The organism is Pseudomonas weihenstephanensis (genome assembly GCF_016812185.1).
Taxonomy (GTDB): domain Bacteria; phylum Pseudomonadota; class Gammaproteobacteria; order Pseudomonadales; family Pseudomonadaceae; genus Aquipseudomonas; species Aquipseudomonas weihenstephanensis.
Genome location: NZ_JAAEBV010000001.1, coordinates 473,253 through 494,490, shown reverse-complemented (window position 1 = coordinate 494,490; position 21,238 = coordinate 473,253). Strand labels below are relative to the sequence as shown.

Annotated in this window: 17 protein-coding genes; 12 read left to right on the top strand and 5 right to left on the bottom strand. The window is 57.3% G+C overall.

Annotation, left to right across the window (positions count from 1 at the left end):
• Window positions 1-52 precede the first annotated feature (52 nt).
• On the top strand, window positions 53-1,567 hold the full coding sequence (pap, locus tag GYN01_RS02145; protein ID WP_203306532.1) for a polyphosphate:AMP phosphotransferase: 1,515 nt from the start codon (window positions 53-55) through the stop codon (window positions 1,565-1,567).
• Between the two features lie 143 nt (window positions 1,568-1,710).
• Here pap and GYN01_RS02140 read toward each other — a convergent pair whose 3' ends face one another.
• On the bottom strand, window positions 1,711-3,102 hold the full coding sequence (locus GYN01_RS02140; RefSeq protein ID WP_048399069.1) for a class II fumarate hydratase: 1,392 nt from the start codon (window positions 3,100-3,102) through the stop codon (window positions 1,711-1,713).
• A 194-nt stretch (window positions 3,103-3,296) separates the two neighbouring features.
• On the opposite strand from GYN01_RS02140, the gene GYN01_RS02135 reads away from it, so the two are divergent.
• From GYN01_RS02135 to GYN01_RS02105, 7 genes are all read left to right on the top strand, one after another.
• Complete coding sequence (locus tag GYN01_RS02135) at window positions 3,297-3,812, top strand: DUF2059 domain-containing protein (RefSeq protein WP_048365573.1); 516 nt, start codon at window positions 3,297-3,299, stop codon at window positions 3,810-3,812.
• Between the two features lie 11 nt (window positions 3,813-3,823).
• Complete coding sequence (locus tag GYN01_RS02130) at window positions 3,824-4,129, top strand: BolA family protein (protein WP_048365574.1); 306 nt, start codon at window positions 3,824-3,826, stop codon at window positions 4,127-4,129.
• 101 nt (window positions 4,130-4,230) lie between these two features.
• Window positions 4,231-5,169: an oxygen-dependent tRNA uridine(34) hydroxylase TrhO gene (gene trhO, locus GYN01_RS02125; RefSeq protein WP_048365575.1), complete on the top strand. Its 939-nt coding sequence runs from the start codon at window positions 4,231-4,233 to the stop codon at window positions 5,167-5,169.
• Between the two features lie 3 nt (window positions 5,170-5,172).
• Entirely contained in the window at window positions 5,173-5,808 is a 636-nt protein-coding gene (locus GYN01_RS02120; RefSeq protein ID WP_048365576.1) for a DsbA family protein, read from the top strand.
• 37 nt (window positions 5,809-5,845) lie between these two features.
• Window positions 5,846-7,627 carry an ATP-binding cassette domain-containing protein gene (locus GYN01_RS02115; protein WP_203306785.1) on the top strand — a complete coding sequence of 594 codons (1,782 nt, stop codon included), beginning with the start codon at window positions 5,846-5,848 and terminating at the stop codon, window positions 7,625-7,627.
• 203 nt (window positions 7,628-7,830) lie between these two features.
• Window positions 7,831-10,287, top strand: a complete 2,457-nt coding sequence (locus tag GYN01_RS02110) for an EAL domain-containing protein (protein ID WP_048399071.1) — start codon at window positions 7,831-7,833, stop codon at window positions 10,285-10,287.
• 45 nt (window positions 10,288-10,332) lie between these two features.
• Window positions 10,333-11,121 carry an iron-containing redox enzyme family protein gene (locus tag GYN01_RS02105; RefSeq protein ID WP_048365578.1) on the top strand — a complete coding sequence of 263 codons (789 nt, stop codon included), beginning with the start codon at window positions 10,333-10,335 and terminating at the stop codon, window positions 11,119-11,121.
• Between the two features lie 69 nt (window positions 11,122-11,190).
• On the opposite strand, the gene GYN01_RS02100 is transcribed toward GYN01_RS02105, so the two are convergent.
• The 4 genes from GYN01_RS02100 to GYN01_RS02085 all read right to left on the bottom strand — a co-directional run bounded on the left by GYN01_RS02100 (window position 11,191) and on the right by GYN01_RS02085 (window position 14,743).
• Window positions 11,191-11,931 (bottom strand): YciK family oxidoreductase, encoded by a 741-nt coding sequence (locus GYN01_RS02100; RefSeq protein ID WP_203306531.1) that lies wholly within the window; start codon window positions 11,929-11,931, stop codon window positions 11,191-11,193.
• Between the two features lie 45 nt (window positions 11,932-11,976).
• Window positions 11,977-12,648 carry an N-acetylmuramic acid 6-phosphate phosphatase MupP gene (gene mupP, locus GYN01_RS02095; protein ID WP_048365580.1) on the bottom strand — a complete coding sequence of 224 codons (672 nt, stop codon included), beginning with the start codon at window positions 12,646-12,648 and terminating at the stop codon, window positions 11,977-11,979.
• Window positions 12,649-12,651: 3 nt separating this feature from the next.
• The gene (gene ubiG / locus GYN01_RS02090) at window positions 12,652-13,350 is read right to left on the bottom strand and encodes a bifunctional 2-polyprenyl-6-hydroxyphenol methylase/3-demethylubiquinol 3-O-methyltransferase UbiG (protein WP_048365581.1); all 699 of its coding nucleotides are present in this window, start codon (window positions 13,348-13,350) and stop codon (window positions 12,652-12,654) included.
• Between the two features lie 61 nt (window positions 13,351-13,411).
• The gene (locus GYN01_RS02085; RefSeq protein WP_203306530.1) at window positions 13,412-14,743 is read right to left on the bottom strand and encodes a TRZ/ATZ family hydrolase; all 1,332 of its coding nucleotides are present in this window, start codon (window positions 14,741-14,743) and stop codon (window positions 13,412-13,414) included.
• 106 nt (window positions 14,744-14,849) lie between these two features.
• Between GYN01_RS02085 and mtnA the strand changes: the two genes are divergently transcribed.
• From mtnA to pheA, 4 genes are all read left to right on the top strand, one after another.
• Window positions 14,850-15,926 carry an S-methyl-5-thioribose-1-phosphate isomerase gene (mtnA, locus tag GYN01_RS02080; protein WP_203306529.1) on the top strand — a complete coding sequence of 359 codons (1,077 nt, stop codon included), beginning with the start codon at window positions 14,850-14,852 and terminating at the stop codon, window positions 15,924-15,926.
• Between the two features lie 273 nt (window positions 15,927-16,199).
• On the top strand, window positions 16,200-18,866 hold the full coding sequence (gyrA, locus tag GYN01_RS02075; RefSeq protein ID WP_048365584.1) for a DNA gyrase subunit A: 2,667 nt from the start codon (window positions 16,200-16,202) through the stop codon (window positions 18,864-18,866).
• Between the two features lie 186 nt (window positions 18,867-19,052).
• Window positions 19,053-20,138 (top strand): 3-phosphoserine/phosphohydroxythreonine transaminase, encoded by a 1,086-nt coding sequence (gene serC / locus GYN01_RS02070; protein WP_203306528.1) that lies wholly within the window; start codon window positions 19,053-19,055, stop codon window positions 20,136-20,138.
• The gene (pheA, locus tag GYN01_RS02065; protein WP_048365585.1) at window positions 20,138-21,232 is read left to right on the top strand and encodes a prephenate dehydratase; all 1,095 of its coding nucleotides are present in this window, start codon (window positions 20,138-20,140) and stop codon (window positions 21,230-21,232) included. Before serC ends, pheA begins: the two co-directional genes overlap by 1 nt.
• The last annotated feature ends 6 nt before the right edge of the window (window positions 21,233-21,238 follow it).

Here is a 21,238-nt window from a genome sequence, read left to right as displayed (position 1 = left end):
CGTATGACAGAGCATTGCGCTAGTCTTGTGAACTCTTGCCAGGGAGTTTTCCATGTTCGAATCCGCTGAAATCGGTCACTTCATTGACAAAGAAACCTACGACAACGAAGTGCCTGCGTTGCGCGAAGCCCTGCTCGAAGCGCAATACGATTTGCAGCAGCAGAAACGCTCGGCAGTCATCGTATTGATTAACGGTATTGAAGGGGCTGGCAAGGGTGAAACGGTCAAGTTGCTCAGCGAGTGGATGGACCCTCGCTTGATCGAAGTGCGCACCTTTGATACGCAAACCGACGAGGAACTGGCGCACCCTCCAGCGTGGCGTTATTGGCGCCAATTGCCGGCCAAAGGCCGTATGGGCGTGTTCTTTGGCAACTGGTACAGCCAGATGCTGCAAGGCCGGGTGCACGGTGTATTCAAGGATGCCGTGCTGGACCAGGCAATCAACGGTGCTGAACGCCTGGAAAAAATGCTCTGTAATGAAGGCGCGGTAATTTTCAAGTTTTGGTTTCATCTGTCCAAGAAGCAAATGAAGGCGCGCTTGAAAGCACTCCAAGATGACCCGCTGCACAGCTGGCGTATCAGTCCGCTGGATTGGCAACAGTCAGAAACTTACGACCGCTTTGTACGATTTGGTGAGCGTGTAATTCGCCGTACCAGTCGCGACTACGCCCCCTGGAACATTGTGGAAGGTGTCGACCCTTATTACCGCAGTCTGACAGTCGGCAAAATCTTGCTCGAAGGGCTGCAAGCGGCGCTCAATACACCCAAACCTAAAGCGCGCCCCAGCAGTGCTGCGCCGTTGACCGAGGCCATTGATGGCCTGAGTTTGCTTAACTGTCTGGACATGACCCAGCACCTGGAAAAAGACGACTATCAAGAACAACTGATCACTGAGCAGGCACGTTTGTCGGGGTTGATGCGCGACAAGCGTATGCGCCGTCATGCTTTGGTCGCGGTGTTTGAAGGCAATGACGCGGCCGGCAAGGGTGGCTCTATCAGGCGAGTGGCCGCAGCACTGGACCCGCGTCAATACAGCATTGTGCCGATCGCTGCGCCCACTGAAGATGAGCGGGCGCAACCGTACCTTTGGCGTTTTTGGCGAAAAGTTCCGGCCCGCGGCAAGTTCACGGTATTTGACCGTTCGTGGTATGGGCGCGTGCTGGTCGAACGCATCGAAGGTTTCTGCACGCAAGCGGACTGGCTGCGCGCCTACGGTGAAATCAACGATTTTGAAGAGCAGCTCAGTAATGCGGGCGTGATCGTCGTCAAGTTCTGGCTGGCGATTGATAAAGAGGTTCAGTTGCAGCGTTTTCAAGAGCGCGAAGCTATCCCTTTCAAACGGTTCAAAATCACCGAAGAGGACTGGCGCAATCGCGAAAAGTGGGACCTGTATCGCTCGGCGGTGTGCGACATGGTCGACCGCACAAGCACTGAAATATCACCCTGGACGCTGGTTGAGGCCAATGACAAGCGTTGGGCCCGGGTCAAGGTATTGCGCACCATTAACGATGCACTGCAAGCAGCGTTCGAGAAGCGGGACAAGCACGACAAGAAGCACAAGAAGTAACGGCGCTTTCTTGCATCCGGGCGCGAAGCGGTCGCAGACCAATCAACGCGGTGCTTCATAAACACCGCAATCGAGGGTTTGTGATCGCTGCGCACTCGGACATCGCCTTCGCCAGCGGCTACGCCAGCTTGTTGTGAGCAGGTTTAATGTTTGCCTGCTCCCAACATGTTTTGCGGCCGTACCCATTGGTCGAACTCGGCATCCGTCAAATAGCCCAATTCCAGCGCTGCCTCGCGCAAGGTCAAACCTTCGGCGTAGGCCTTTTTGGCGATTTCAGCCGACTTGTCGTAACCGATATGGGGGTTCAGGGCGGTGACCAGCATCAGGCCGCGCTCCAGGTGTTCAGCCATTTTGGCGGCATCCACTTCCAAGCCTGTGATGCAGTGCTTTTGGAAGTTGCTGCAACCGTCTGCCAGCAGTTGGATGGACTGCAACAGGTTGTGAATGATCACCGGTTTGTACACGTTCAACTGCAAGTGACCCTGGCTGGCAGCAAAACCGATGGTTACGTCGTTGCCCATCACTTGGCACGCCAGCATCGACAGCGCTTCGCACTGAGTGGGGTTGACCTTGCCGGGCATGATCGAGCTTCCAGGCTCGTTGGCTGGCAGTTTGATTTCAGCCAGCCCCGCGCGCGGTCCCGAACCCAGCAGGCGCAAGTCATTGGCCAGTTTCATCAGGGTCACGGCCAGGGTTTTGAGTGCGCCCGACAGGTTGGTCAGGGGTTCGTGACCCGCCAGGGCGGCAAACTTGTTGGGTGCCGTGACAAACGGCAAGCCGGACAACGCCGCCAGTTCAGCCGCAATCGCCTCGGCAAAGCCGTGGGGTGCATTCAGGCCGGTGCCCACCGCAGTGCCGCCCTGCGCCAGCTCGTAGACGGCGGGCAGGGCGGCGTTGATGCCGCGCTCCGCGTAATCGAGTTGCGCTATAAATGCAGACAGTTCCTGACCAAAGGTGATGGGTGTGGCATCCATCAGGTGAGTGCGGCCGGTTTTGACCTGTTTCATGTGGCGAGCCGACAACTCGGCCAGCCCCCCTGCCAGCTCACTGATCGCAGGCAGTAATTGTTCGTGGACGGCTTTGGCGACAGCAATGTGCATGGCGGTCGGAAAACAGTCGTTGGAGCTTTGCGAGCGATTGACATGGTCGTTAGGGTGAACCGGCGATTTGCCGCCACGCCCCTTGCCCGCCAACTCATTGGCACGACCGGCCAGCACTTCGTTGGCGTTCATGTTGCTTTGCGTACCACTGCCGGTTTGCCACACGGCCAGTGGAAACTGGTCATCGTGTTCGCCGCGCAGCACTTCATCTGCCGCTTGTTCGATCAGGCGTGCAATGTCGGCAGGCACATCGCCGTTGCGATCATTGACCCTGGCCGCGGCCTTTTTGATCAGCACGAGCGCATGCAGCACAGGCAGTGGCATTTTCTCGTTGCCGATGGCGAAGTTGATCAGCGAACGTTGAGTTTGCGCGCCCCAATAGGCGTCCTCCGGCACATTCACTTCACCCAGGCTGTCGGTTTCGATACGGCTCATCAGGCGGCTTCCTCTCAGAATGTGATCACAGAGCTTAGGCGCTGATTGAGCGTAGGGGTTCAATCTTTGGTTTTAGCGACTTTTGTCGATGGGATGAGAACGACTATCAGATGCGGGGTTGAGTGACACACTTTGTTAGGCGCAGAATGGGCGCCCTTGGGGTTAGACCTCGCTTGCTAGATAAAGGAAACTCGATGACCCGTCTTCGCGCCATCTGTACAGCAGTTGCTCTGGTATGCGCCAGCGGCCAGGTTTTTGCCGATGCTGCTAGCCACGCTGCCAGTGCTGAAACCTTCCTCAAGCTGGCCCATGCCGACAAGCTGGGTACCCCGGTATACATGCAAGTGCAGCAAATGTTTGCCCAGCGTTTTGAGCAAACCAAAGCCCCGGCGGCCAAGAAAGCCCTGCTCGAAACCTACCAGGCCAAAGCTAACACCGCTCTGGACCAGGCCATTGGTTGGGACAAACTGAAACCGGACATGATCAAGCTGTACACCACCAACTTCAGCGAAACCGAACTCAAGGACCTGGTGGCGTTCTACCAGTCGCCGTTGGGTAAGAAAGTCCTGGAAAAAATGCCGCAACTGACTCAGCAATCGGCCCAAATGACCCAGGCCAAGCTGGAAAGCGCGGTGCCGGTGGTCAACAAGCTGTTGGCCGACATGACAGCAGAACTGGAGCCTAAAGCGGCCCCGGCCAAAAAGAAGTAAGCGGAGCCTGAATGAACATGCAACAACGTATCGAGTCGACGCTGAGCGCGTTGCAGCCCGTGCACCTGAACGTGCTGGATGAAAGCCACATGCACAGTCGCGGGTTGCAGACGCACTTCAAGGCGGTGGTGGTGAGCGAGCAGTTCGCCGGGCTTAACAGCGTCAAGCGTCACCAAAAGGTTTACGCCACGTTGGGTGACTTGATGGGTGAGTTCCATGCGTTGGCCTTGCACACCTACACGCCTGATGAGTGGGCGAAAATCGGCACAGCCCCGGCATCGCCGACCTGTGCTGGCGGTGGTCACTCGTTGGCTTAACACGTCGGCTTTTTGCTAGAATCCGCAGCGCGCCGCTTAGCCGGCGCGTTTTTTTGCATCCGGTTCACCCCTTACGAGGGTAGCCACCTGGAGACATACCCATGACTGCACCTATCGTTGTTGCTGCACTGTATAAATTCGTCACGCTTGAAGATTACGTTGAACTGCGCGAGCCCTTGCTCAAGGCGATGGTTGATAACGGCATCAAAGGTACGCTGCTGATCGCCGAAGAAGGCATCAACGGTACGGTATCCGGCAGCCGTGAAGGCATTGACGGGCTGATGACCTGGTTGCGTGCCGACCCGCGCATGGTCGATATCGACCACAAAGAATCCTACTGCGATGACCAGCCGTTCTATCGGACCAAGGTCAAGCTGAAGAAAGAAATCGTCACTCTCGGCGTTGAAGGCGTAGACCCGAACAAGAAAGTCGGTACCTATGTCGACCCTGAGAACTGGAACGCGCTGATCAGCGACCCTGAAGTGCTGCTGATCGATACCCGCAACGACTACGAAGTATCGATTGGTACGTTTGAAGGGGCCATTGATCCGAAGACCACCAGTTTTCGTGAGTTTCCGGACTACATCAAAGCCAACTTCGACCCGGCCAAACACAAGAAAGTCGCTATGTTTTGCACCGGGGGCATTCGCTGCGAAAAGGCGTCGAGCTATATGCTCAGCCAAGGGTTTGATGAGGTGTATCACCTCAAGGGCGGCATCCTTAAGTACCTTGAAAACGTGCCGCAAGAAGAAACCAAATGGCAGGGCGACTGCTTCGTATTTGATAACCGTGTGACCGTGCGTCATGACCTGACGGAGGGCGAGTACGACCAGTGCCACGCCTGCCGCACACCGATCAGTGCCGTCGATCGCGAATCCGAGCACTATCAGCCGGGTATCAGTTGCCCGCATTGCTGGGACAAACTGAGCGAAAAAACCCGTCGCAGCGCCATTGACCGTCAAAAGCAGATCGAGTTGGCGAAGGCTCGGAACCAGCCGCACCCAATTGGCCACAACTACCGTAAACCTGCCGAGGCCTGAGCCATGTCCGCGCGCCTGCTCTATGTGATGGACCCCATGTGCTCGTGGTGCTGGGGGTTTGCAGCCACCGCGCAAGCCTTGGTTGAGCAGGCGCAGGCAGCCGGGGTTGAGTTGCATCTGGTGGTCGGCGGTTTGCGCACCGGTAGCGGCGCGGCGCTCGAACCCGCGACCCGACGCTACATTCTTGAGCACTGGCAGGCGGTGAACGAAGCCACCGGTCAGGCGTTCACGTTTGAGGGCGCCTTGCCCGAAGGCTTTGTGTACGACACCGAGCCGGCGTGCCGGGCCATCGTGGCCGCACGCAGTCTGGCGCCCGATTGCGCATGGACGTTGCTGGGCTTGATCCAGCAGGCCTTTTACGTCCAGGGGCGGGACGTGACCCAAGCCAGTGTGCTGGTGGAGCTGGCCGAAACGGCAGGGCTACCGCGCATCGAGTTTGCGGCGGCTTTTGACAGTGCAGAACAACACGCGGCCACAGCGGCGGACTTTACCTGGGTACAAGATTTGGGCATCGCAGGCTTCCCGACCTTGTTGGCCGAGCGTCAGGGGCAATTGGCGCTACTGACTAACGGTTACCAACCCCTCAAACCTTTATCTGACTTGCTCGGCCGTTGGCTTGATCGCGCTGCGAGTGCGTAACTCCAAGGAACTCCCTCTGAATACCCATAACACCCAGATACCGGACCGCCTGACGTGGGCTGAAATCCGTCGATTAGCCCTGCGTCACAAAAAAGCCTTGTGGATTGCCAATGGCGTCGCGGTGCTGGCCACGTTGTGCAGCGTACCCATTCCGTTGCTGCTGCCTCTGCTGGTGGATGAAGTCTTGCTGGGCAACGGTGATGCGGCGCTCAAGGTGATGAATCAGTTGCTGCCCACCACCTGGCAGTCTTCTGTGGGCTATATCGGCCTGATGCTGCTGGTGACGCTGATGCTGCGCTGTGGCGCGCTGCTGTTCAACGTGCTGCAAGCGCGGCTGTTTTCACGCCTGGCCAAGGACATCGTGTTCCGCATCCGCTTGCGCTTGATCGAACGCTTGAAGCGTATTTCGCTGGCCGAATACGAGAGCCTGGGCAGCGGCACGGTGACGACCCATCTAGTCACCGACCTTGAGACCCTCGACAAGTTTGTGGGTGAAACCTTGAGCCGGTTTCTAGTCGCCATGCTCACGCTGGTGGGCACATCGGGCATTTTGTTATGGATGCATTGGGAGTTGGCGTTACTGATTCTGCTGTTCAATCCATTGGTGATTTACGCCACCGTACAGTTGGGCAAGCGCGTCAAGCACCTCAAAAAGCTCGAAAACGACAGCACCTCGCGCTTCACCCAGGCGCTGACTGAAACCTTGGATTCCATCCAGGAAGTGCGTGCTGGCAATCGTCAGGGTTATTTCCTCGGACGGCTGGGGCATCGGGCCAAAGACGTGCGTGACTTTGCTACCGCGTCGCAATGGAAAAGTGACGCCTCCAATCGTGCCAGTGGTTTGCTGTTTCAGTTCGGTATCGACATTTTTCGCGCCGCGGCGATGCTGACAGTGCTGTTTTCGGACCTGTCGATCGGGCAGATGCTCGCGGTATTCAGTTACCTGTGGTTCATGATCGGACCCGTCGAGCAGTTGTTGAACCTGCAATATGCGTTTTACGCAGCCAGTGGAGCAATGACGCGTATCAACCAACTGCTGGCGCGTGCCGACGAACCGCAATACCCCGGGGGGACCGATCCGTTCAAGGGCCAGCAGACCGTGGGGCTTGAAGTGCGTGACCTGTGCTTTAGCTATGGCGAGGAGCGGGTGCTCGATCACCTGAACCTCACCATCGCGCCAGGTGAAAAAGTGGCCATTGTCGGGGCCAGCGGCGGGGGTAAAAGCACGTTGGTGCAACTGCTGCTGGGGCTTTATACGCCGCAGTCGGGCAGCATCTTTTTTGCGGGTGAAAGCCAGCCGGATATCGGCCTGGAAACCATCCGCGAACACGTCGCGGTCGTTTTGCAACACCCGGCTTTGTTCAACGACACGGTGCGCGCCAACTTGACAATGGGGCGTGAACGCACCGATGAAGCCTGCTGGCGCGCGCTAGAAATCGCTCAGCTCGACGGGACGATTCGCACTTTGCCACAAGGGCTGGACAGTATTGTCGGGCGTTCAGGGGTGCGCCTGTCGGGGGGGCAGCGCCAACGTCTGGCCATTGCGCGCATGGTGCTGGCTGATCCCAGAGTAGTGATCCTTGATGAGGCCACCAGTGCTCTGGATGCGGCCACGGAATACAACCTGCATCACGCTTTGGGAAAATTCTTGAGCGGGCGCACTACGTTGATCATCGCTCACCGCTTATCTGCGGTAAAACAGGCGGATCGGGTGCTAGTGTTCGATGGCGGCCGTATTGCCGAGCAGGGCGAGCATCAACAGCTATTGGCCGAAGGTGGCTTGTACGCGAAGTTGTACGGGCATTTGCAGCAAAGTTGACGCAGGGGTGACGTTGCGTTTTCTGTGTTGAGTGCTTGAATCCCCTCCATGATTCTCTTTTATGTTACAGATTGCCCTGAGCCGGGTTCATCGAAACGTGTCAGCACGTCTGGTTGTTTCGTTTGTCAGAATCTGGCCAGGGTTAAGCAGCAATGAGGCATTTTCTCTGGTTTTCGTCTGGCAGTCTGAATGAAAGGGAACTCATGAAACGCAAACGTCCACTTGCAACACCGCGGCTTTTGGGGATTGTCTGGCCCTTTATCGCCGTGGTGCTGTTTCAGGCGTTGTTAGGGGGCGTGAGCCTGTACATGCTCTCTGCGGTACGCGGCTATGTCGCGGGGGAGAGTTTGTGGTCCAAAGGTCAGAAGGACGCCATTTATTACCTGAATCTGTACGCTGACAGCCGCGATCAGGCCATCTTCGAAAAGTACCAGCAAGCCATCCGCGTGCCGCAAGGCGGCCATAACCTGCGCCTTGCGCTGGATCAATCACCTCCCGATTTGAACGCTGCGCGTGAAGGCATTCTGCAAGGTGGCAACAGCCCGGATGATGTGACGAGCATCATTTGGTTTTATCGCAATTTTCGTAATTTCAGCTATCTGGATACCGCGATACAGAAGTGGACGGTGGGCGACGATTACCTGGTGCAGCTCCACGCGCTGGCTCAGGAAATACACCAAAAAATCAGTGCCAACCAAGCGACTGATGCGGATGTGAAACGCTGGAAAGCCAATATTTTTGCCATCAACGAGGCGGTGACTCCCGCTGCCAAAGCGTTTAGCGACGCCTTGGGCGAGGGTTCACGGTTTATTCAGCAATTGTTGATTTTTATTAACCTGGCAACGGCATTGATGCTGATTCTGCTGGCGCTGTTGCGCACCCATAAAATCCTGGCGCAACGGCGTGCATTCGCTCAAGCGCTGGAGGTTGAGAAAGAACGCGCGCAAGTCACTCTTGAATCGATTGGTGACGGGGTGATTACCACCGACGTGACCGGTGCCATCGATTACATGAACCCGGCGGCCGAATTACTCACCCATTGGAAGTTGCAGCAGGCTCAAGGGGTGCCGTTGGCGGCATTGTTCAAACTGCTGGATGAAAATGCTCAAGACGATGGTTTTAAGCTGATGGACCATATCCTCAGTGGCCAACTGGGTAACAGCAGTGAGCACTCCAAACTGATTGAACGCATGGATGGCAGCACCGTGTCGGTGACGTTGGTTGGGGCACCGATTTTCAGTGGCGGCAAAGTCAGCGGCTCTGTACTGGTGCTGCATGACATGACGCAGGAGCGGCAATACATTGCCAATTTGTCATGGCAGGCCACGCACGATGCACTCACGGGTTTGGCTAATCGACGCGAGTTTGAGTACCGCCTGGATCTGGTGTTGCAAAACCTCGGGCGTCAGCACGGTCGGCATGCGTTGATGTTTCTGGACCTGGATCAGTTCAAGCTGGTGAACGACACCTGCGGCCATGCAGCAGGCGACGAATTGCTGCGCCATATTTGTGCGCTGCTGCAATCCGGGTTGCGCGAGGGCGATACATTGGCCCGTCTGGGTGGGGACGAGTTCGGTATCCTGCTGGAGAATTGTCCTCCCGATGTGGCAGAAAAAATCGCTGAGGGCCTGCGACAAACCGTGCAAAGTCTGCACTTCGCCTGGAAAGGACGGCCATTTCTCAACACCATCAGCATTGGGCTGGTGCACATCCATCAGGCGCCCGTTACGTTGGAAGGGTTGCTGCGTGCAGCGGACATGGCCTGCTACATGGCCAAAGAGAAAGGCCGCAACCGTGTTCAGGTCTACCACGCCGATGACTCTGAACTGTCGTTGCGCTTTGGTGAAATGGCCTGGGTGCAACGCCTGCATGTCGCGCTTGAAGAAAACCGCTTTTGCCTTTACGCCCAGGAAATCACCCCTTTGGGGCAGGGTATTGAGGGTGGCCATATCGAGATACTGCTGCGTCTGCACGATGAGTCGGGGCATATCATCTTGCCGGACAGCTTTATTCCGGCCGCAGAGCGTTATGGTCTGATGACCTCAATCGATCGCTGGGTCGTTGAGAATGTGTTCAAAGTGATTGCGCAGTGCACGGCCTTGGGCTCTGACCAGCCGATGGCAATGTGCGCGATCAACTTGTCAGGCTCCACCATTGGGGATGATGACTTTTTGGCGTTTTTGCATGAGCAGTTCGAATGCTATGCCGTGCCACCGTCGCGCGTCTGTTTCGAAATAACGGAAACCAGCGCTATTTCCAATCTTGGCAGTGCCATTCGGTTCATTAATGACCTTAAAGGATTGGGGTGTCATTTTTCCTTGGATGATTTTTGCGCGGGTATGTCGTCGTTTGCATATTTAAAACACCTGCCCGTCGACTTTCTTAAAATAGATGGCAGTTTTGTCAAGGATATGCTGGACGATCCTATTAACCGCGCTATGGTACAGGTTATTAATCATATCGGGCATGTTATGGGTAAACGCACGATCGCCGAGTTTGTTGAAACCCCGCAAATTGAGCAGGCGCTGATCGAAATTGGCGTCGATTATGCTCAGGGTTACATCATTGAACGCCCGCAATTGTTTACCTGTGACAGCTTGTTGTGTCGCCCCAAGCGCGCATTGCCATTGGCAATGAAGGCGCCGGGCACGTTCCGTTGATGTCTAGCAGGTATGTCTTAATCACCTCTCAGAAGGAACTCGATTGTGATCGATACATTTAATCGTACGGGGCCGCTCATGGACGCCGCCAGTTATCCACAGTGGGCCCAACAGCTCATCCGTGACTGTGCAGAGAGCAAGCGTCGAGTTGTCGAGCATGAAATCTACAAGCGCATGCGTGACAACACGATCCACCCCAAGACTATGCGCATGTATTTGATCGGGGGTTGGCCAGTCGTTGAGCAATTTTCGTTGTACATGGGTCATAACCTGGGCAAAACCCGTTACGGGCGGCGCCTGGGTGAGGATATGGCGCGTCGCTGGCTGATTCGTAATATTCGGGTCGAGCTCAACCATGCCGATTATTGGGTGCACTGGGCCAAGGCGCATGGTGTCAGCCTTGAAGACATGATCAAGCAAGAGATTCCGGCTGAATTCCAGGCGCTTAATGACTGGTGCTGGCATACCTGTGCAACGGATTCGCTCGAAGTGTCGATGGCGGCCACCAACTACGCGATTGAAGGGGCGGTGGGTGAATGGTCTGCAGTGGTGTGCTCAACCAATGTGTACGAAGAGTCGTTCCCGGAAGAGGGGCGTAAGCGCGCCATGAAGTGGCTGAAAATGCATGCTCAGTACGATGATGAGCATCCATGGGAAGCGCTGGAAATCATCTGTACCCTGGTGGGTTTGAATCCGACGGAGCAAGAGCTTGCTGCACTGCGCAGAGCAGTCTGCAAAAGTTACGACTATAAATACTTGTTTCTGCAAGCCTGCCTTCAGTACGAAAAGACATTTGTTGCGCAGGAGCGTCGGGAGCTGGTTGAGGCCAGTTAACGATCCGAGGGTGTGAAAAAAACCGCAGGCTGCATGATAGGCAGCCTGCGGTTTTTGTTTGTGGCGCGATTACTGTGCGTCGAAGGCTTGCCCGTTGATCCCGGTACTGTCCGGGCCCATCAGGTACAGATACACCGGCATGATGTCCTGCGGCAGCGGGTTGTTCTGCGGGTTTTCGCCGGGATAAGCCTGCGCGCGCATGCTGGTGCGTGTAGCGCCGGGGTTGATGCTGTTTGAGCGCACGGGCGCGATGCCTTCGACTTCGTCCGCCAGGGTTTGCATCAAGCCTTCTGTGGCGAATTTCGACACACCATACGCACCCCAGTAAGCGCGACCTTTGCGACCTACGCTGCTTGAGGTGAAGATCACCGATGCGTCCTGCGACAGCTTGAGCAGTGGCAGCAGGGTGCTGGTGAGCATGAATACCGCATTGACGTTCACCTGCATGACGCGCATGAAGTTCTCGCCAGATAACTGCTCTAACGGTGTGCGTGGGCCGATGATCGAGGCGTTGTGCAGCAGGCCGTCAAGGTGACCGAATTCAGTTTCGATCATGGCCGCCAGTTCGTCGTACTGGTGAGGCAGTGCGGTTTCCAGATTGAAAGGAATGACTGCGGGACGAGGGTGGCCTGCGGCTTCAATCTCATCGTATACCTGGCTCAGGTTGGCTTCGGTTTTGCCCAGTAGCAGAACGGTGGCGCCATGCGCGGCGTAGGTTTTGGCGGTGGTAGCTCCGATACCTCGACCTGCGCCAGTGACCAGAATTACGCGGCCCTGAAGCAGGTCAGGGCGAGCAGAATAATCAAACATAAAACACCTCTACAAAAATCAACGAACGAACGCGGTGCAGGCTGCTCAGCAGCTGCACATCGCGTTATCCAATACTTTGCGCAAGTCTGAAGGTTGGTCGACCACCACGTCAGCACCCCAGTGATCGGGGTTGTCGTCCGGGTTGATATAGCCAAAGCGCACGGCAGCAGTCTTGGTGCCAGCATCGCGCCCGGATTCGATGTCGCGCAGGTCGTCGCCGACGTACAGCACGCTGGAAGGATCAAGGTTGAGCATCTTGCAGGCTAAAATCAGCGGCTCGGGGTCGGGCTTGCTGTGGGTTACGTGGTCAGGGCAGATCAGTACCGCTGAGCGTTCCGCCAGCCCCAGCCGCTCCATGATCGGCTGGGCAAAGCGCACGGGTTTGTTTGTTACCACGCCCCATACCAAATGCGCCTTCTCGATGTCGGCCAGCAACTCAGCCATGCCGTCGAACAGTTTGGTGTGGACGGCGCAATCACGCTGATAACGCTCCAGAAACTCAAGGCGCAACGCTTCAAAGCCCTGCGCCTCGGGGTCCATGTTGAAGGTCACGGCGACCATCGCGCGCGCACCGCCCGAGATTTCGTCGCGGATCAGTTTGTCTGCGATAGGGGGCAGGTCGCGCTCGGCACGCATGGCCTGGCAGATGGCAATGAAGTCCGGCGCGGTGTCGAGCAGGGTGCCGTCCATGTCAAAAAGAACTGCTCTTAAACGCATGTCTTACTCCTCGCGCAGGGTCTGGATCATGTAATTGACGTCAACATCGGACTCAAGCTTGTAGTGCTTGGTCAGCGGGTTGTAAGTCAGGCCGATGATGTCTTTGACGCTCAGTCCCGCCTGGCGGCTCCAGGCGCCCAGCTCGGAGGGGCGAATGAACTTCTTGAAGTCATGCGTGCCGCGCGGGATCAGCTTCATGATGTATTCAGCGCCGATGATCGCGAACAGATAGGCTTTCGGGTTGCGGTTGATGGTCGAAAAGAACACCTGGCCGCCCGGCTTGACCATGCGGTAGCAGGCGCGGATCACCGAGGCCGGGTCGGGTACGTGTTCCAGCATTTCAAGGCAAGTGACCACGTCGAACTGTGCTGGCATTTCAGCGGCCAGTTCCTCAGCGGTGATTTGGCGGTACTCCACATTCACCCCGGATTCGAGCTGATGCAGGCGCGCGACGGCCAACGGGGCTTCGCCCATGTCGATGCCCATGACGTCTGCACCGCGTTGCGCCATGGACTCGCTGAGGATGCCGCCGCCACACCCCACGTCGAGCACCTTTTTGCCGGCCAGTTGTACGCGCTCGTCAATCCAGTTGACGCGCAGCGGGTTGATGTCATGCAGGGGTTTGAACTCGCTTTCACGGTCCCACCAGCGATGGGCAAGCGCTTCGAATTTAGCGATCTCGGCGTGGTCAACGTTGCTCATGGGTCAATCCTCTAAAACTAAAACGGGGTAATGCTCCGGGTCCATGCCCCAAGCGTTGGAATCAATGGGTGTGGCCGCTGATGCGTTCGCCCCAGGCCTTGGCGGTCGCGATCAGGTGTGGTTCGTTCAGGCGGGTCAGGCGTCGGTCTTCGATCAGTTGCTTGCCGCCGACCCACAGGTGTTGCACGCAGTCGCGGCCGGTGGCGTAAATCAGCTGTGACACAGGGTCGTAGACCGGTTGTTGAGCCAGGCCGCTGAGGTCGAAGGCCACCAAGTCTGCAAGCTTGCCGATTTCGATCGAGCCGATGTCGCTTTCCAGTCCCAGTGCGCGCGCGCCGTTGAGGGTCGCCATGCGCAAGGCACGATGGGCATCCAGGGCTGTGGCCGAGCCTGCAACGGCCTTGGCCAGCAGGGCGGCAGTGCGTATTTCACCCAGCAAATCGAGGTCATTGTTGCTGGCAGCGCCATCGGTGCCAACCGCGACGTTCACGCCGGCTTGCCACAAGCGTTCAACCGGGCAAAAGCCACTGGCCAGTTTCAGGTTGGATTCGGGGCAGTGAATGACGCTGGTATTGCTTTCTACCAGCATCGTCAGGTCGTCATCGCTGATCTGGGTCATGTGAACGGCCTGAAAGCGCGGCCCCAGCAGGCCCAGGCGCGCCAGGCGGGCCAGCGGACGTTCGCCGCTGTGCTCGACAGCCTGGTTTACCTCGAAGGCTGTCTCGTGCACATGCATGTGAATCGAGGCGTCCAGCTCGTCGGCCACAAGGCGGATTTTTTCCAGATTGTCATCGCTGACTGTGTACGGTGCGTGAGGGCCGAAGGCAATTTTGATTCGCGGGTGGTATTTCAGATCACCGAACAGTTCGACAGCCTGGCGCAGCGATTCATCAGTCGAACTGGCGCCCGGAATGGGGAAGTCGAGAATCGGTATGGCGACCTGAGCGCGAATGCCGCTTTCGTGCACGCGGTCGCAGGCCACTTTAGGGAAAAAATACATGTCGCTGAAGCAAGTGATGCCCCCCTTGAGCTGCTCGGCAATGGCAAGGTCGGTGCCGTCGCGAACGAAGTCTTCGTTTACCCATTTACCTTCTGCGGGCCAAATATGCTGTTCCAGCCAGGTCATCAGGGGCAGGTCATCGGCCAGGCCGCGGAACAGGGTCATTGCAGCGTGCCCGTGAGCGTTGATCAGTCCGGGGCAAAGCAACATGTCTGGCAGTTCGCGGGTTTCGTTGGCCGTGTGCTTCAGCGCGGCGTGACGCGGGCCGATGAACACGATGCGGCCATCGCGAACGCCGACGGCATGGTCCTTGAGTACGACGCCGGCAGGTTCGACAGGCACCAGCCAGGTTGGCAGCAGGAGTAGGTCGAGGGACATAGGGGCAGTCGGCATCGAAAAAGGATTCCAGTGCTTTATAAAAGGAGGGCAAGTATACCCGAGCGCCCGGCCGGGCGGCTCGCTATAATCGGCGGCTTTGTTCTGGGTGATGGGGGAGTGCATGCGCGATCGACTGTTGGCAGCAGAAAAGGTAAAGGCCATCGATTGGCGAGGTGAGGCCCTGTATTTGCTGGATCAGCGTATCTTGCCCTTCGAAGAAAACTGGTTGCCCTACACCAGCGCTGAGGGTGTCGCGCTGGCCATTCGCGACATGGTTGTGCGTGGCGCGCCCGCCATTGGTATTGCGGCGGCCTATGGCGTAGTGCTTGCTGCACGCAGCCGCCATGCGCAGGGAGGCGACTGGGTGGCCGCGCTGGAGGCGGACTTCGCGCTGCTGGCAGATTCACGGCCAACGGCAGTCAATCTGTTCTGGGCGCTTAACCGTATGCGTGACCGCCTGACGCGCGCGCACCACCGTGCTGATGTGTTGCAGGTGCTGGAAGCCGAAGCGATTGCCATTCATGAAAGCGATCGCGAGGCCAACCTGACGATGGCGCAATTGGGCGTTGATGTGATTCGTCGGCATCAGGGCAATGCGCAAACCGTCCTGACTCATTGCAATACGGGGGCATTGGCCACCGGCGGCTTTGGTACGGCGCTGGGGGTTATCCGTGGCGCGTTTATCGAAGGCATGATTGAGCAGGTGTATGCCGATGAAACCCGCCCCTGGCTGCAAGGCTCGCGCCTGACAGCGTGGGAGTTGGTAAACGAAGGTATTCCGGTAACGCTCAATGCGGACTCGGCGGCTGCGCACATTATGAAAACCAAGGGCGTGACCTGGGTGATCGTCGGGGCTGACCGGATTACCGCTAACGGCGATGTGGCGAACAAAATCGGCACCTATCAACTGGCCGTCAATGCGATGCACCACGGCGTACGTTTTATGGTGGTTGCGCCCAGCTCCACGATTGATATGGCCTTGGCCAGCGGCGAAGCCATCCCGATTGAAGAGCGCGCGGGCGATGAGCTGCTGAGTGTGGGCGGCCAGCGGGTCGGGGCGGATGTACCCGCCTTTAACCCGGTGTTTGATGTCACGCCCGCCGATCTGATTGATGTGATCGTCACCGAGAAGGGTATCGTCGAGCGTCCGGATGCGGCCAAAATGGCTCAGTTAATGTGCCGTAAGCGTCTGCATTAATGCGCTCTCAGCTCCTCTGAGCGCGTTTAAGCCGACAATGGGTGCGCTTACTGTGTGCCATGCGCATCTGAGGGATAGGTGCGTGGCGGCGTTTGTGATAACATCCGGCGGTTTCCAGGGTGGCTCGCAAGGGTTGCCCTTAATGCGCAAATCCGTGTCATAACTCGTTGATTTGTCGTAAGTCGTTGCTTGGCACGTGGCCAGCATCGGCGAGCTTCGTTCGTCCCGAATGGATGTGGCGAAGTTTCACCCGAAAAAGGAATCAGGCTTCTCATGGGCGAACTGGCCAAAGAAATCCTCCCGGTCAATATCGAAGACGAGCTGAAACAGTCCTACCTCGACTACGCGATGAGCGTAATTGTCGGGCGGGCACTGCCTGATGCACGCGATGGCTTGAAGCCCGTGCACCGGCGTGTGCTGTTCGCGATGAGCGAACTGAACAACGACTGGAACAAGCCGTACAAGAAATCTGCCCGTGTGGTCGGTGACGTGATCGGTAAGTATCACCCGCATGGTGATACTGCGGTTTACGACACCATCGTTCGAATGGCTCAGCCATTCTCCCTGCGCTACCTGCTGGTAGACGGTCAGGGTAACTTCGGTTCGGTTGACGGCGACAACGCTGCCGCCATGCGATACACCGAAGTGCGCATGACCAAATTGGCCCACGAATTGCTGGCCGATTTGCACAAAGAGACCGTGGACTGGGTGCCGAACTACGACGGCACGGAAATGATCCCGGCAGTCATGCCAACGCGCATTCCAAACTTGTTGGTCAACGGTTCCAGCGGTATCGCTGTGGGCATGGCCACCAATATTCCACCGCATAACCTGGGTGAAGTGATCGACGGCTGCCTGGCGCTGATCGATAACCCGGAGCTGAGCATCGATGAGTTGATGCAGTTCATTCCGGGGCCTGACTTCCCGACGGCTGCCATCATTAACGGTCGCGCGGGCATCATTGAAGCCTATCGAACCGGTCGTGGCCGTATTTACATGCGCGCCCGCTCGATGATTGAAGACATCGACAAGGTCGGTGGTCGCCAGCAGATCGTGATCACCGAGCTGCCCTACCAGTTGAACAAGGCGCGTTTGATCGAAAAGATCGCCGAGCTGGTTAAAGAGAAGAAACTCGAAGGCATCACCGAGCTGCGCGACGAGTCTGACAAAGACGGCATGCGTGTGGTGATCGAGTTGCGTCGCGGTGAAGTGCCGGAGGTTATTCTCAATAACCTTTACGCCCAGACCCAACTGCAAAGCGTCTTTGGTATCAACATCGTTGCCCTGATCGACGGTCGTCCGCGCATCCTGAACCTCAAGGATCTGCTTGAAGCGTTCGTCCGTCACCGCCGCGAAGTCGTGACCCGTCGTACCGTATTTGAACTGCGCAAAGCCCGTGAGCGAGGCCACATCCTTGAAGGTCAGGCTGTTGCCTTGTCCAACATCGATCCGGTGATTGCGCTGATCAAGGCTTCGCCAACCCCGTCGGAAGCCAAGGAAGCGCTGATCAGCACGCCTTGGGAGTCCACGGCGGTCGTGGCGATGGTTGAGCGTGCCGGTGCCGATTCGTGCCGCCCTGAAAACCTTGACCCGCAATACGGTTTGCGCGACGGCAAGTATTTCCTGTCGCCAGAACAGGCCCAGGCGATCCTTGAGCTGCGCCTGCACCGCCTGACCGGTCTGGAGCATGAAAAGCTGCTGGCCGAGTATCAGGAAATCCTTAACCAGATCGGTGAGCTGATCCGCATCCTCAACAGTGCCGTGCGCCTGATGGAAGTGATCCGCGAAGAGCTGGAAGTCATCCGTGCCGAATACGGCGACGTGCGCCGCACTGAGATCCTGGATCACCGCCTTGACCTGACGCTGGGTGACATGATCCCGGAAGAAGAGCGTGTGGTGACCATTTCTCATGGTGGCTACGCCAAGACCCAGCCGCTGGCTGCGTACCAGGCTCAGCGCCGTGGTGGTAAAGGTAAATCGGCAACTGGCGTGAAGGATGAGGACTACATTGCTCACCTGCTGGTCGCTAACAGTCACACCACGCTGTTGCTGTTCTCCAGCAAGGGCAAAGTGTACTGGCTCAAGACGTATGAAATCCCGGAAGCCTCCCGTGCTGCACGCGGTCGTCCGCTGGTCAACCTGCTGCCATTGGGTGAGGGTGAATACATCACCACCATGTTGCCGGTTGAGGAATACACCGAAGGTCACTTCATCTTCATGGCGACCGCGAACGGTACAGTGAAGAAGACCCCGCTGGAATCCTTCAGCCGTCAGCGCAGCGTGGGTTTGATTGCTCTGGAGCTGGACGAAGGTGATGTGCTGATCAGTGCCGCCATCACCGATGGTGAGCGCGAAGTCATGCTGTTCTCTGACGGTGGCAAGGTCACGCGCTTCAAAGAGTCCGACGTGCGTGCAATGGGTCGTACGGCTCGCGGCGTGCGTGGCATGCGTCTACCTGAAGGGCAGAAGCTGATTTCGATGCTGATTCCTGAAGAGGGCAGCCAGATCCTTACCGCTTCGGCGCGTGGTTATGGCAAGCGCACCGCGATCAGTGAGTTCCCTGAGTACAAGCGTGGCGGTCAGGGCGTGATTGCCATGGTCAGCAACGAGCGCAATGGCCGTCTGGTCGGTGCGGTTCAGGTGCTGGACGGTGAAGAAATCATGCTGATTTCCGATCAAGGCACCCTGGTGCGTACCCGTGTTGACGAAGTATCGAGTCTGGGGCGTAACACTCAGGGCGTCACTCTGATCAAGCTGGCCAGTGATGAAACGCTGGTCGGACTGGAACGCGTTCAGGAGCCTTCTGAAATAGAAGGCGAAGAGCTTGAGGGTGAAGCGTCTGAAGGGGGTGTTGAGATCGAAGGCGAGGTCATCCTGGATGCCGCCGACGGCGAGCAACCGCTAGAGGCCGGCGCTGACGAAGAGCAGCCGCAAGAATAAGCGGACACACAGGGGGGCGGATGAAGATTCGCCCCCTTGTTGTATGTGTAGGCGTTGCGCAGCGGCGCGCGGCTGCGATCTTTTGATCTGTCATGCAGGTGTGTACACAAAAGATTGCCGCCTCGCAGCACTGCGCAACGCCCATCGATTTATGGCGTGACCCACCAAATCAGAGCGAGAGTGGATGTGAGCAAACGAGCCTATAACTTCTGCGCAGGTCCAGCTGCGCTTCCTGAAGCTGTCCTGTTGCGTGCCCAGTCCGAGTTGCTCGACTGGCATGGCAAAGGCCTGTCGGTTATGGAAATGAGCCATCGCAGCGATGAGTTCGTGTCCATTGCAACCAAGGCTGAGCAGGACCTGCGTGACCTGCTGTCTATCCCCTCGAACTACAAGGTTCTGTTTCTGCAAGGCGGTGCGAGCCAGCAATTTGCTCAGATCCCGCTGAATTTACTGCCTGAAACCGGTACAGCGGACTACATCGATACCGGTATCTGGTCGCAAAAAGCCATCGAAGAAGCTTCGCGCTTTGGCTCGGTCAACGTGGCGGCAACGGCCAAGCCGTACGATTACTTCGCGATCCCGGGTCAAAACGAATGGAATCTGACCAAGAACGCGGCCTATGTGCATTACGCGCCAAACGAAACCATTGGTGGCCTGGAGTTTGACTGGGTTCCCGAGACGGGCGATGTACCGCTGGTTGCAGATATGTCTTCGGACATTCTGTCGCGTCCCGTGGATGTTTCGCGTTTTGGCATGATTTACGCGGGTGCTCAGAAGAACATTGGCCCCAGCGGTATTGTGGTCAACATCATTCGCGAGGACTTGCTGGGCCGTGCGCGCTCGATCTGCCCGACCATGCTCGATTACAAGGTCGCGGCCGACAATGGCTCGATGTACAACACGCCGCCGACGTTGGCCTGGTACTTGTCGGGTCTGGTGTTTGAGTGGCTCAAGGAGCAGGGCGGCGTAGACGCTATCGGCAAGCTTAACGAAGTCAAAAAACGCACGCTGTATGACTTCATTGATGCCAGCGGCTTGTACAGCAACCCGATCAACAAGCTTGACCGCTCCTGGATGAACGTGCCGTTCCGTCTGGCAGATGATCGCCTCGACAAGCCGTTCCTGGCCGGTGCCGAGGCGCGTGGCTTGTTGAACCTCAAAGGTCACCGTTCGGTAGGCGGCATGCGCGCTTCTATCTATAACGCAGTGGATATCAACGCGGTCAACGCGCTGGTTGCCTACATGGCAGAGTTCGAGAAGGAACACGGTTGATGTCAGAGCAAGAACTCAAGGCGTTACGTGTACGCATCGACAACCTGGACGAAAAAGTGCTGGAGTTGATCAGTGAGCGTGCGCGCTGCGCGCAAGAAGTGGCGCGGGTCAAGATGGCGTCTCTGGCTGAAGGCGAAGTGCCAGTGTTTTATCGGCCTGAGCGTGAGGCTCAGGTGCTCAAGCGTGTGATGGAACGCAACAAAGGCCCGCTCGGTAACGAAGAGATGGCCCGCTTGTTCCGCGAAATCATGTCGTCGTGCCTGGCACTGGAGCAACCGCTCAAGGTGGCTTATTTGGGGCCTGAAGGCACGTTCACGCAAGCCGCCGCCATGAAGCACTTCGGTCATGCCGTCATCAGCAAGCCGATGGCTGCGATTGATGAGGTGTTTCGCGAAGTGGCAGCGGGGGCGGTCAATTTTGGTGTGGTGCCGGTAGAAAACTCTACCGAGGGCGCTGTGAACCACACGCTGGACAGCTTCCTTGAGCACGACATGGTCATTTGTGGTGAGGTGGAGCTGCGTATTCACCATCACTTGCTGGTGGGTGAAAACACCAAGACCGACAGCATCAGCCGTATCTACTCCCACGCCCAGTCGCTGGCCCAGTGCCGCAAGTGGCTGGATGCGCACTACCCCAATGTTGAGCGCATCGCTGTATCGAGCAATGCCGAAGCCGCCAAGCGAGTGAAGGGTGAGTGGAACTCGGCGGCAATTGCTGGCGATATGGCTGCGGGCCTGTATGGCTTGACGCGGCTGGCTGAAAAAATCGAAGACCGTCCGGACAACTCCACGCGGTTTTTGATGATCGGTAATCAGGAAGTCCCCCCAACCGGTGATGACAAAACCTCGATCATTGTGTCGATGAGCAACCGTCCGGGTGCGCTGCATGAGTTATTGGTGCCATTCCACGAAAACGGCATCGACCTTACGCGCATCGAGACCCGCCCTTCGCGCAGTGGTAAATGGACCTATGTTTTCTTCATCGACTTTGCAGGCCATCACCGCGACCCGTTGGTCAAAAGTGTGCTGGAGCAAATCAGTCAGGAAGCGGTAGCGCTCAAAATATTGGGCTCCTACCCCAAAGCGGTTCTTTAAGGCGGT

Excerpts from the sequence above, each read along its gene's own strand:
- GYN01_RS02135 (WP_048365573.1), top strand. The coding sequence starts at position 3,297 with ATGACCCGTCTTCGCGCCATCTGTACAGCAGTTGCTCTGGTATGCGCC.
- GYN01_RS02140 (WP_048399069.1), bottom strand. The coding sequence starts at position 3,102 with ATGAGCCGTATCGAAACCGACAGCCTGGGTGAAGTGAATGTGCCGGAG.
- mtnA (WP_203306529.1), top strand. The coding sequence starts at position 14,850 with ATGCGCGATCGACTGTTGGCAGCAGAAAAGGTAAAGGCCATCGATTGG.
- GYN01_RS02110 (WP_048399071.1), top strand. The coding sequence starts at position 7,831 with ATGAAACGCAAACGTCCACTTGCAACACCGCGGCTTTTGGGGATTGTC.
- GYN01_RS02085 (WP_203306530.1), bottom strand. The coding sequence starts at position 14,743 with ATGCCGACTGCCCCTATGTCCCTCGACCTACTCCTGCTGCCAACCTGG.
- GYN01_RS02120 (WP_048365576.1), top strand. The coding sequence starts at position 5,173 with ATGTCCGCGCGCCTGCTCTATGTGATGGACCCCATGTGCTCGTGGTGC.
- trhO (WP_048365575.1), top strand. The coding sequence starts at position 4,231 with ATGACTGCACCTATCGTTGTTGCTGCACTGTATAAATTCGTCACGCTT.
- GYN01_RS02130 (WP_048365574.1), top strand. The coding sequence starts at position 3,824 with ATGAACATGCAACAACGTATCGAGTCGACGCTGAGCGCGTTGCAGCCC.
- pap (WP_203306532.1), top strand. The coding sequence starts at position 53 with ATGTTCGAATCCGCTGAAATCGGTCACTTCATTGACAAAGAAACCTAC.
- GYN01_RS02100 (WP_203306531.1), bottom strand. The coding sequence starts at position 11,931 with ATGTTTGATTATTCTGCTCGCCCTGACCTGCTTCAGGGCCGCGTAATT.
- pheA (WP_048365585.1), top strand. The coding sequence starts at position 20,138 with ATGTCAGAGCAAGAACTCAAGGCGTTACGTGTACGCATCGACAACCTG.
- gyrA (WP_048365584.1), top strand. The coding sequence starts at position 16,200 with ATGGGCGAACTGGCCAAAGAAATCCTCCCGGTCAATATCGAAGACGAG.
- ubiG (WP_048365581.1), bottom strand. The coding sequence starts at position 13,350 with ATGAGCAACGTTGACCACGCCGAGATCGCTAAATTCGAAGCGCTTGCC.
- mupP (WP_048365580.1), bottom strand. The coding sequence starts at position 12,648 with ATGCGTTTAAGAGCAGTTCTTTTTGACATGGACGGCACCCTGCTCGAC.